Below are 11,475 nucleotides of genomic sequence, written 5' to 3'. Positions count from 1 at the left end.
TATTTGAAATATTGATGTTGTAGTTTTCTTAAAGAGATCAATGATCAGAAATAAAAAAAACGGCTTACTTTGATGGGAAGTAAGCCTAAAGGTTGATCGAGAAACAGCGAACTGTTTTATCGTTATTATTTGAGTGTTAAGCCATATATCAAGATATGGCTTAACAAATTTTGATGGGTCTAGATTCCGTGTTGAGTTAAATAGTTGCAAACAATACGGTTAAACTCTTCAGATTTTTCAACTTGTGACCAATGGCCGCATTGGTTGAAAATATGTGCATCTGCATGTGGAACAGTATTTAAAATATCCCAACTACGGCTGACAGGAATCACTACATCTTGTACGCCATGAATCAGTAGTACAGGAATCTGAATATCTTTCATTTTCTCAAAATCGAGTGGGAACTCGAAACGATCACGGTCACGAGCACCAACAACTTCGAGTAAACGATCTGAAGCATAGTCATTTTTTGCAGCTTCAAAACGAACTTTAACTAACTCATCTGTAATTAAGCTCTTATCTACGACAAACATTTCTAATGTCTTCTTAATCCCTGCAGGAGAAAGTTCAGGATTAGAATGTTGTTTCAATGCTGCTGTTTGTTTTGCTCCACCCGTACCCATAGAGATAATGCCGAGTAAGCGCTCAGGATAATCAAGAGCCATTTGAAATGCTAACCAACCGCCGAGTGAGTTACCAACCACCCAAGTTTTTTCAATGCCTTTTGCATCTAAGAATCGAATTGCATGCTCTACCCAAGCTTTAATTCCATAGGCTGTATTTGGGGCAACAACAGATTGACCATAACCAATTGAATCAATGGCATAGCAGTGACCTACTTGCGCAATATCATTCAGGTTTAACCACCAGTTTGCAGCAGCAGATACGCCTGTACCTGAACCATGTAAAAATAAGATTGGTGTACCTTCACCAACTTCATGGTAATGGGTTAATTCGCCTGGTGCAGTTTCTAACCATTGATCTTCTAGTCCGAAAAATGCATCTGTTTGATAGTTTGGGATATCCATTGCGCTCATATAAGTTCCTTTCATGTATCTAGATGATTGAGACTCAGTTGAATGAATTGCATGACTCACTTTGAATGATCTTTATTTTAAGACCAAGTTCTGCAATATATTCAACCTCAGCAACATACACTGTGATCATGATAATGGTAGAGTCAGGTTAAAATAACTAATATTATTTTTACTCCAGCCAATCTGTTTTTTATATAGTCTCAATGGCATATTAATAATGCTGCTGAAACTTTTTATTTTGAATCGCATTAATAAATATCTCGATATTTTTTTGATTGTTTTTGGTGTTGAAACTCATAAATAAATCGATTAAAGGCGGTTCAACCTCTAAGGATCTAATGGCTATATTGGGGTGGTTTTTAATCATGGGTTCAATATAGTTTGGAAGTATTGCGCAGCCCAACCCCATATTTACTGAGTTGATATTGAATAAAATATTGCCGGCATGTTGGATGAAGTTGAACTTAATATTGTGCTGTTTTGAGAAATGCATAACAGAGCGATGCAGGGTGGGTGCATGTTCTGGAGAGGCAATAATCAGCGCCTCATGATCAAGTTCACGAATAGGAATACATTCATATCGGCAAAGTGGATGCGTTTTTGGTAGCAAGAAAATTAATTTTTCACGAAATAATAAACTACTACGCAGATCTGGCCCTGTTAAGTTCTCCCGCACAAACCCGATATCAATCTGTCCACTCTCTAAAGCTTTTTGTTGCTGAATTTCATTCATGCTTTGTAGGTTGAGCTTGAGGTCAGGATAGTCAAAGCGCAGACTTGGTAAAATGTTTGGAAAAATTTTTAACTCAGCGACTGGGCCAAAACTGATACTCAAACAGTTACTCAGTTCGTTAGCAACTTTTTGGGTTTTTTGTATGGTTAAGTCTGCTTGCAACAAAGTGGACTGTGCATAGGGCAGAAAAGATTCACCTTCAGTTGTTAATTCGACCTTACGTTTAGTTCGGTTAAATAATTGGATGCCTAAACGTTTCTCTAAATCTTTAATTTGTTGGCTTAAAGAAGGTTGGGCTGTGTGTAAACGTAAAGCGGCTTTACTGAAGTTGAGTTCTTCAGCAACAGTAACAAAATAACGAAGATGACGTAATTCCATTTGGTTATCCTATTTGACCTATTATAAATAAGCGCACCTAAATATATTATAAGCCTAGCATATCTGATTATTTGGAGATAAATCTATCACGCTATAATCGTCCGCACCTATAGATGCATATATAAAATATATTTCTCAGACATGAGGCTTAAATCCATATTATCCCAAAATGAGTCTTTTTGATTTTTCTTGTTGAGGATACTATGGAGAGTTTAAATGGAAAATAGAATTGATGCCCTCAATATCGACAGTTTAGTTGATGCCAAAAATGGACGTATTGTCCCTTCTATTTATACAGATCCAGCGATCTATGAACTTGAGTTAGAGCGAGTCTTCGGTCGTACTTGGTTATTCCTCTGTCATGAGAGTCAAATTCCCAAAGCTGGCGATTTCTTTAATACCTATATGGGTGAAGACCCAATTATTGTGGTCCGTCAAAAAGATGGCTCAATCAAAGCATTATTAAACCAATGTCGTCACCGCTCTATGCGCGTAAGTTATGCAGACTGTGGTAATACACGTGCATTTACTTGCCCATACCACGGTTGGTCTTATGGAACAGACGGCAGTTTAAAAGATATTCCGCTTGAAGAACGTGCTTTCCCACATGGAGCATGTAAAGAAAAATGGGGTCTTATCGAAGTGAACCGTGTTGAATCTTACAAAGGTTTAATTTTTGGTTGCTGGGATGAGACTACACCTGATTTACCTGAGTATATGGGTGATATCGCTTGGTATTTAGATGGTGTATTGGATCGTCGTCCAGGTGGAACTGAAATTATTGGTGGTGTACACAAGTGGGAAATTGACTGTAACTGGAAATTTGCAGCAGAGCAGTTTGCTTCAGACCAGTATCATGCACTGTTCTCACATGCATCTGCGATTCAAGTCTTAGGTGCAAAACCTGATGATGACGCCTCTAAGCAATTAGGTTCTGCACAAACAGCACGCCCAGTTTGGGAGACTGCCAAAGATGCGATCCAATATGGTCAACGTGGCCATGGTTCAGGTTTCTTCTTTACTGAAAAACCAGATGCAAACGTTTGGGTGGACGGCGAAGTTGCAAATTATTTCCGCGAAACTTATGACGAAGTAAAAGAGCGTCTCGGCGAAGTTCGTGCACTACGCTTAGCAGGTCATAACACCATGTTCCCGACGTTGTCTTGGTTAAATGGTACTGCGACGCTTCGTATTTGGCATCCACGTGGTCCAGATAAAACTGAAGTTTGGGCATTCTGTATCGCGGATGCTGATGCACCACAAGATGTCAAAGAAGCATTTGAACGTTCTGCAACACGTGCTTTTGGTCCTGCTGGTTTCTTAGAGCAAGATGACTCTGAAAACTGGATTGAGATTCAAAAAGTACTGCGTGGTTATAAAGCACGTCAAAACCCATTGATTATGGAAATGGGCTTGGGCAATGAGAAAGTACGTGAAGATGGTATTCCGGGTATTACCAACTATATTTTCTCAGAAACCGCAGCACGTGGTATGTACCGTCGTTGGGCTGATTTGTTGATTAACGAGACTTGGGAAGATGTCGAGAAAGCCGCTGAGGCGTATGAGCAGGAGCTAATGAAATGAGTCAAGTATCAGTCGAACTACACCATGAAATTAGTCAATTCTTATATCAAGAAGCCGCTTTACTTGATGAATGGAGATTCCGCGAATGGCTAGATGTCTTAGCTGAGGACATTTCTTATACCTTACGTACTACGCCAAACGCGCAAACACGTGACCGTCGTCGTCATCTTGAATTACCAACGACATGGGTGTTTAACGACAACAAACATTTGTTGGAACGTCGAGTTGCGCGTTTAGAAACTGGCATGGCTTGGGCCGAAGAACCGCCATCACGAACAACCCATATGGTCACCAACATTCGTGTTGAGACAACTGAGGTTGACGGTGAGTATGACGTACATGTTGCTTATCTTCTTTATAGAACCCAGAAAGAAAAAGATGTGACGTTCTATATCGGTAAGCGTTTAGACAAATTACGTCGTGTTGAAGGTGGCCTTGGTTTCCAGATTTTTAATCGCAAGATCACCTTAGATCAGGTGACTTATACCTCTCATAACCTAAGTGTGTTTTTCTAATGGAAAAGATTTTTGTTTGCCAAATCGGCGAATTAGATGAAGGTGAAGCAATCAAAGTAGATTGCGGTGTCAACGGCATTGAAGCACTAGCTGTGTTTAACAATGGCGGTGAATACTTTGCTATGAATGACCGTTGTTCACACGGGAATGCTTCCATGTCTGAGGGCTATTTAGAAGACGATGGTACAGTGGAGTGTCCCCTACATTCGGCACGTTTTTGTTTAAAAACAGGACAAGCTCTCTGTCTACCCGCGACTGATCCAATCCAAACCTTCGCTGTGCAGGTTGAAGATGGCGCGCTTTATGTAGAAATGGCAGGAGTACCGGCATGAGCTGGGTCAAAGACCAAGTCGTACTAATCACTGGTGGTGGTTCAGGTTTGGGTTTGGCGTTGGTTGAGCGCTTTTTGGCTGAAGGTGCCAAGGTGTCTGTTTTACAACGCTCCCAAGCTAAAGTCGACGCTTTGATTGAACGTTTTGGTGATGAAGTCCTCGCGATCGCTGGTGATGTAACGATTTATGCAGACAACCTTCGTGCGGTTGAAGCAACAGTTGCACGCTTTGGTCGTTTGGATTGCTTTATCGCCAATGCGGGGATTTGGGATCATTATGCCGACATCGTGCATATGAGTGGTGAGCAGCTAGAAAACGCGTTTGATGAGATTATGGCAATTAATACCAAGTCTCTGATTTTGGGTGCAAAAGCTGCGTTAGAGCCGCTGACTCAATCTGAAGGTTCAATCATATTAACCCTTTCTAATGCAGCACTTTACTCTTCAGGCGGTGGGCCCATTTACACCGCTTCGAAACATGCAGGCGTAGGGGTGATGAAAGAACTCGCTTATGAGTTAGCACCAAAAATACGAGTCAATGCTGTCGCACCATCAGGGATGAACGTCAATATCAAAGGTGCAGCAAGTCTGGGCCAGCAAGATAAAGGTCTACTTGATGGGCGTGATATGAACAAGATCGGTGAAGGCATGCCTTTACAGTTCTTGCCTGAGCCTGAGGACATGACTGGCAGTTATGTACTTTTGGCATCGCGTGAAAACAATCGCCCATTGACGGGTGTATTGATCAATGCCGATTGTGGTTTAGGAATCCGTGGCTTGCGTCAACCACGTGCTGGTTTCTTAGATTAAGCACTTGAGCTTTTAAGTCAACGAAATGGATGAAGCGGCGTTTCGACACCGTAGGGAATAGAGGAATCAATTATGGCGGTAAAACTGATTTGTGCTTCGCACAGTCCTTTAATGGAGTTTGCTAAGCCACAAAATCAAGCTCAGGAACAACAAGTTCGTGAAACTTTTGCGACAATGGCACAACAGGTTAAGGATTACGATCCGACCCTGATTATTGCTTTTGGTCCAGACCATTTTAATGGCTTCTTCTATGATCTGATGCCAAGTTTTTGCGCAGGTATTCGTGCAACTGCAGCTGGCGATTGGGATTATGGTCCTGGACGTCTTGATGTGCCTGAACAAACCGCTTTAGATTTAGTGCGTTATGTGCTCAATGATGGTGTTGATCTGTCTTATTCTTATCGGATGCAAGCTGATCATGGCGTGACTCAGCCTTTACACTTCTTATGTTCAGGTCAACTCGATCGTTATCCTGTGATTCCTGTATTCATCAATAGTGCAGCGTCACCAATGCCTACAACGCAGCGTACAGTGGCTTTAGGTCGTGCTATAGGTCGTTTTATAAAAAGCTTAGACCTTGAAAATGAACGCGTATTGATTTTAGGTACAGGAGGGTTGTCACATGATCCACCTACACCTCAAATGGGGAGCGTACCACCTGAAGTCGAAGAATTTCTAATTGCTGGGCGTAATCCAACAACAGAAGCACGTGCCGCACGTCAAGGTAAAATTATTGCTGTGGGACAAAAGTTGGCAGCAGGCGATCAAAGTGTTGCTGTGCCACTGAACCCAGAGTGGGATCATGATTTACTTGATATTTTCGCGCGTGCTGATTTTGCTGCAATTGAGGCCATGACTGAACAGCAGATTCGTGAGCAGGGTGGGCGTGGTGGTCAAGAAGTTCGTTGTTGGATGGCTGCTTTTGCTGCCTTGAGCGAACTTGGTGATTATCAAATGACGACCCATTGCTATCAGGCAATCAGTGAGTGGATCGCGGGTTTTGGTATCGTTTCAGCTGTATTAACTTCAGGAAAATCTGTCGATGAGCATTAAAAGTATTGTCATTATTGGTGCTGGTCAAGCAGGTGCTAATGCTATTTTACAACTTCGTGCACTACAGTACCAAGGTCAAGTTACATTGATAGGTGATGAGGTTCATCTTCCTTATGAACGTCCACCCTTATCAAAAGACGCTATTTTGGACCCAGAAAACACCAAATTAGAAATTCTTTCTGCACAAAAGTTGCAAGACCTTGGTGTTCGACATATCGCAGGACAAGCTGTGCGTCTCATTGATCGTGAGGCAAAACAGGTGGTTTTGGCCAATGATGAACGTATTACCTATGACAAACTGCTGATTGCAACAGGTGGTGCAGCGCGTCGCCTGCCTGCGCTTGATGCTTTGGCTCAACATGTCTACACCTTACGTAATTTAGAAGATGCACAGGCGTTAATCCCAGTATTACAACCTGGTCGCCGCATTGTTCTGGTTGGTGGTGGTGTGATTGGTCTTGAATTGGCCTCATCGGCTCAGTTTAGAGGTTGTCAGGTGACTGTGCTTGAGGCAGGCCCACGTGTGATGGGACGCTGCGCACCGCAGTTGTTGACTGACTTTATGGCACAGCAGCATCGTCAACACGGGGTGAATATCTTACTCAATACGCAAATGGCTTCTTGCCAACTTGAGGGTGATATCGTCAAAATTGAACTGCAAAATGGTCAAGTGCTTGAGGCCGATGCAGTGGTTTACGGAATTGGGATTGTAGCAAATGCTCAGTTAGCCACAGATGCTGGACTTGAAGTAGATGCTGCGATTATTGTCAATGAATTTGCACAAACCAGTGATCCTGATATTTATGCTGCAGGTGATGTTGCTAAACAACGTTTGGCTGATGGTCAAATGCAACGTATCGAAAGTTGGGAAAATGCCAATCGTCAGGCTGAAAGTTTTGCACGTCATGTGATGGGGGCTGATGCCTTAACTGAGCAAGCACCGTGGTTCTGGACGGATCAATTGGGTGCAAACTTTCAGTTTGTGGGTGCAATGGATGCCGAGCAGTGGTATGTCCGTGGTGAAATGGAGAGTTCGGGCGTGCTTTCAAACTTCATTTTATTTGGCGTTAGCAATGGCTTGATTACAGCGGCGATTGCTGTCAATGCTGCTCGAGAAATGCGTCATTTGAAAAAAATGGTGAATACTGCACAGGCCTTTGAACTTGAAAAGCATTTGGATTGTAGTTTGGCATTAAAGTCGATGTTTTAAGTTTGTAGGCGATTGAAAGATAGACCTGAACTTTCATATTGTCTGGCATATATTTGAGTTTTGGAGTCGGTAAGTCCCTAAAAGTCCGGCTCCTTTTTTATGGAAAAAATAACTGCAAAATTGTTATTAAATGCAGCGGTATTAAAAACTTGCTAATTTTATACAGCTTATCGTCATCATTTTGAATTATAGTTAGGTATCACATGGATAGATTTCATTTTGATGATCATCCGTATACTTCAATTGATCCTTGAGCTGTATACTCAAAAGGGTAGCAATGAATCAATTTAATACACAAACGGTGCAAGAGGCTGAGCCTCACCCACAAGATCCAAAAACACCATTGACTTACAGTTTAAAGACGACAAACTGTTTGACGCATGTATGGTGTGTTCCAAAGGTTGCAACAGCAGTCAATGGTACTGCACAGCGTTTTTTTAATGAAATTCCAAGAACTGGAGAGCGTAATAATTGGACGTTGTTCAAATGGTTACTATTACGTAAATCAAATACTTGGGATGTTGATTATGCGCAAGAAACTCAATTGTTGCATGCCAGTGAACACGGCTTACCGCAAAATCGTCCTCAAGCTAGCTTAGATGATTGGCAGGTATGGTGGGTTGGTCATGCAACGGTACTGATTCAAATTGGTCCCTATAACTTTTTAACAGATCCTGTGTGGTGCGAGCATGTGAGCCCACGTCAAGGCATGGGTCCAAAGCGTGTTGCGCCAGCGGGGATTGCCTTAGAGCAACTGCCACAGATTCATGCGGTACTGTTAAGTCATAACCATTATGACCATATGGATATATCGAGTCTAAGTTGGTTGCATCAGAAATTTGCGATGCCGATCTATACGGGATTGGGCAATGCATATTATCTCGATAAAAGCTGGCATGTGATTGAAATGGATTGGTGGCAAAGTGCACTTTTTCATGGTCTTAAAATCGTGTATACCCCAGCACAACATGGCTCAGGTCGTGGTTTGCTAGATCAAGATGCTGCTTTATGGGGTGGTTTCTCTTTGCTCAATGAACATGGGCATTGTTTCTTTGCTGGGGATAGCGGTTATTCACCGCATTTTAAACAGATTCAGCAGCGCTTAGGCCATGCACGTATTGCGATTTTACCGATAGGTGCTTATGAGCCGCGGGAACTGATGCGTTATATGCATATGAATCCACAAGAAGCTTTCCAAGCACATGTAGATTTACAGGCTAAACGTTCACTGGCTGTGCATTATCGAACCTTTCAGCTTACAGATGAAACACGAGAACAACCACAGCAACAATTACAGCAAACTTTGCAACGCCAGTCTAAGTTGATGAATCCTTTTTATTGTTTAAAAGAAGGACAAAAACTATCTGTTTAACAGATGATCTGGAGTCAGAACCTCACCGTATACAGTAATAAAAAAGCCCTTCATGTGAAGGGCTTTTGGTTTAGATGATTCAGTTTTATAGCAAACCAGGTTGACCTTGAGCCGGATCAGTAGCACGGGCTGCTTGAGCATCAGCAACGGTGAGGCCAAGGGCTTTGGCTACACCTTCGCCATAAGCTGGGTCACAGGCAAAACAGTTGCGAATATGGCGATACTTAATAAATTCTAAGGCATCACCCATGGCCGCTGCTGTGTTATCAAATAACGCTTGCTGTTGTTCTGGTTTCATTAACTGGAACAAGGCACGAGGTTGACTGAAGTAGTCAGCATCGTCTTCACGATAGTCCCAAAAATCAGCATCACCCGTAATTTTTAATGCTGGCTCTTTGTACTGTGGTTGTTCTTGCCATTGGTTAAAACTGTTGGGTTCGTAGTGTGGCAGGCTACCATAGTTGCTATCAGCACGACCGACACCGTCACGATGGTTGGAGTGTACAGGGCAACGAGCAGCATTCACTGGAATTTGATGGTGGTTTACGCTTAAACGATAACGCTGTGCGTCGGCATAGTTAAATAAGCGTGCTTGTAACATGCGATCTGGAGAAACGCTGATACCAGGTACGAGATTACTTGGTGCAAAGGCAGCTTGTTCAACATCTGAGAAATAGTTTTCAGGGTTACGGTTTAGTTCAAACTCACCTACAGGAATCAGTGGATAATCACCATGTGGCCAGACTTTGGTTAAATCAAATGGATGGTAAGGTACTTTTTCTGCATCGGTCTCAGGCATGATTTGTACAAACATTTTCCATTTAGGGAAGTCAGCTTGCTCAATGGCATTGTATAAGTCTGCTTGATTACTTTCACGATCTTTGCCATTTACACTTTCAGCTTCGGCGTCGGTTAGATTCTCAATCCCTTGCTGGGTGCGGAAATGGAATTTCACCCAAAAACGTTCATTATTTGCATTGATAAAGCTATAGGTATGACTACCAAAACCATGCATGTGGCGATAGCTTTTCGGTATGCCACGATCTGACATCACTATGGTGACTTGGTGGAGTGCTTCAGGTAATAATGTCCAGAAATCCCAGTTATTTGTAGCGTTACGCATGTTAGTACGCGGATCACGTTTTACTGCTTTGTTTAGGTCAGGGAATTTACGTGGGTCACGGTGGAAAAATACGGGTGTATTATTTCCAACCATATCCCAGTTGCCTTCTTCTGTATAAAACTTTAAAGCAAAGCCTCGAATATCTCGTTCTGCATCAGCGGCACCACGCTCACCAGCTACGGTAGAAAAACGAGCAAACATTTCAGTTTTTTTGCCAATTTCGCTAAAAATTTTAGCGCGGGTATATTGGCTAATATCATGTGTCACAGTAAATGTACCGAAAGCACCAGAACCTTTCGCATGCATACGACGCTCAGGAATAACTTCACGGACAAAGTTGGCTAGCTTTTCATTCAGCCAAAGATCTTGTGCGAGTAGAGGTCCTCGTGCACCAGCGGTCATGCTATTTTGGTTATCAACAACTGGGGCACCGAAATTTGTAGTGATATGTGAAAAAGGACACTTTTTAGGGTCTTGGCTCATTCTTTTCTCCAAAAAATTCATGATGTTATTGGTAATGAAATAAATTATGTAGAAATGATATTGGCTACTAAAATCTACATTAACGGTATGTGCGACGCAGTTAAAGCACTGAACTGTAAACCATTGTGTATCATATGATTCGATTAAAGTGAGTTTAAATCGACTGATCGTGACCATCTGATCAATTCAATTTAGTGTAATTTTTTTGATTATTCAAACCGATTTAAAAAATATTAACGATTTGTTTTTACGATTAAGGATAAAACAAACACACCGATCCTCGCTAAGAGATTTAACACAAAATGATGTAAGAGTGATGCTATTTTGATGAATAGCGGCTTGTTTTTTTGTTTAAACTGCATACAATTGGCGCGACAAGATTAGATTTATCCTTATAGATCATCTTGTGAATACAGCTCTAATGAGTCAAGTTATTAAGCAATAGTGAATGAACCTTAAGGTGAATGATATGGCCAAACGCAAGGCGCTGCCTCAGATTGAGCAGCACAATTTCGTTGCAAAACACATGCATGAAGTAAATCGTAGTCAAGTGTTTACAGACCGCAAAAAAGATCTCAAACGCGGTTATCAAAAACATAAACAAGGGCGAAATTCTATGGAAGATCGCCTTTTTTATTGGGTCTCTTATACGCTTTGTTGAGCTATATTCGTCATCAAAATTATTAAAAAAGAACAAACGACTTATCACCACTTTCTCAATAAAAATATCTTTAATTGAACACACTGCATCAATATCTTATTTCAAGGTTGAGTCGATAGAATCCTGAGCGATTTACTAGGTTGAATCGATTTGAAATCAAATTAAAATAAACACCTACTTTTTTT

General features: G+C 41.7%; 11 protein-coding genes. 8 read left to right on the top strand and 3 right to left on the bottom strand.

The genetic code is table 11. From position 1 onward, the window contains the following. Positions 1 to 179 precede the first annotated feature (179 nt). Positions 180 to 1,037 carry an alpha/beta fold hydrolase gene (locus tag Aru01_RS12125; protein ID WP_016657595.1) on the bottom strand — a complete coding sequence of 286 codons (858 nt, stop codon included), beginning with the start codon at positions 1,035 to 1,037 and terminating at the stop codon, positions 180 to 182. Between the two features lie 211 nt (positions 1,038 to 1,248). Next, positions 1,249 to 2,148: a LysR substrate-binding domain-containing protein gene (locus Aru01_RS12120; RefSeq protein ID WP_016657594.1), complete on the bottom strand. Its 900-nt coding sequence runs from the start codon at positions 2,146 to 2,148 to the stop codon at positions 1,249 to 1,251. Positions 2,149 to 2,364: 216 nt separating this feature from the next. Between Aru01_RS12120 and hcaE the strand changes: the two genes are divergently transcribed. From hcaE to Aru01_RS12085, 7 genes are all read left to right on the top strand, one after another. After that, positions 2,365 to 3,732 carry a 3-phenylpropionate/cinnamic acid dioxygenase subunit alpha gene (gene hcaE / locus Aru01_RS12115; RefSeq protein ID WP_016657593.1) on the top strand — a complete coding sequence of 456 codons (1,368 nt, stop codon included), beginning with the start codon at positions 2,365 to 2,367 and terminating at the stop codon, positions 3,730 to 3,732. Continuing rightward, positions 3,729 to 4,247: a 3-phenylpropionate/cinnamic acid dioxygenase subunit beta gene (gene hcaF, locus Aru01_RS12110; RefSeq protein ID WP_016657592.1), complete on the top strand. Its 519-nt coding sequence runs from the start codon at positions 3,729 to 3,731 to the stop codon at positions 4,245 to 4,247. The genes hcaE and hcaF overlap by 4 nt, the downstream gene beginning before the upstream one ends. Next, complete coding sequence (hcaC, locus tag Aru01_RS12105) at positions 4,247 to 4,579, top strand: 3-phenylpropionate/cinnamic acid dioxygenase ferredoxin subunit (protein WP_016657591.1); 333 nt, start codon at positions 4,247 to 4,249, stop codon at positions 4,577 to 4,579. Before hcaF ends, hcaC begins: the two co-directional genes overlap by 1 nt. Then, entirely contained in the window at positions 4,576 to 5,388 is an 813-nt protein-coding gene (gene hcaB / locus Aru01_RS12100) for a 3-(cis-5,6-dihydroxycyclohexa-1,3-dien-1-yl)propanoate dehydrogenase (RefSeq protein WP_016657590.1), read from the top strand. Before hcaC ends, hcaB begins: the two co-directional genes overlap by 4 nt. A gap of 72 nt (positions 5,389 to 5,460) precedes the next feature. Beyond that, positions 5,461 to 6,441 carry a 3-carboxyethylcatechol 2,3-dioxygenase gene (locus Aru01_RS12095; RefSeq protein WP_016657589.1) on the top strand — a complete coding sequence of 327 codons (981 nt, stop codon included), beginning with the start codon at positions 5,461 to 5,463 and terminating at the stop codon, positions 6,439 to 6,441. After that, positions 6,431 to 7,651, top strand: a complete 1,221-nt coding sequence (hcaD, locus tag Aru01_RS12090; RefSeq protein WP_016657588.1) for a 3-phenylpropionate/cinnamic acid dioxygenase ferredoxin--NAD(+) reductase subunit — start codon at positions 6,431 to 6,433, stop codon at positions 7,649 to 7,651. The genes Aru01_RS12095 and hcaD overlap by 11 nt, the downstream gene beginning before the upstream one ends. A gap of 277 nt (positions 7,652 to 7,928) precedes the next feature. Next, positions 7,929 to 9,023, top strand: a complete 1,095-nt coding sequence (locus Aru01_RS12085) for an MBL fold metallo-hydrolase (RefSeq protein WP_016657587.1) — start codon at positions 7,929 to 7,931, stop codon at positions 9,021 to 9,023. 85 nt (positions 9,024 to 9,108) lie between these two features. Here Aru01_RS12085 and Aru01_RS12080 read toward each other — a convergent pair whose 3' ends face one another. After that, positions 9,109 to 10,629 carry a catalase gene (locus Aru01_RS12080; protein ID WP_016657586.1) on the bottom strand — a complete coding sequence of 507 codons (1,521 nt, stop codon included), beginning with the start codon at positions 10,627 to 10,629 and terminating at the stop codon, positions 9,109 to 9,111. A gap of 469 nt (positions 10,630 to 11,098) precedes the next feature. Here Aru01_RS12080 and Aru01_RS12075 point away from each other — a divergent pair, with 469 nt between their 5' ends. Continuing rightward, positions 11,099 to 11,290: a DUF7230 family protein gene (locus Aru01_RS12075; protein ID WP_016657585.1), complete on the top strand. Its 192-nt coding sequence runs from the start codon at positions 11,099 to 11,101 to the stop codon at positions 11,288 to 11,290. Positions 11,291 to 11,475 lie beyond the last annotated feature (185 nt).

It is taken from the genome of Acinetobacter rudis, from assembly GCF_000829675.1.
Lineage (GTDB): Bacteria > Pseudomonadota > Gammaproteobacteria > Pseudomonadales > Moraxellaceae > Acinetobacter > Acinetobacter rudis.
This window is presented reverse-complemented; position numbering and strand designations above follow the sequence as displayed.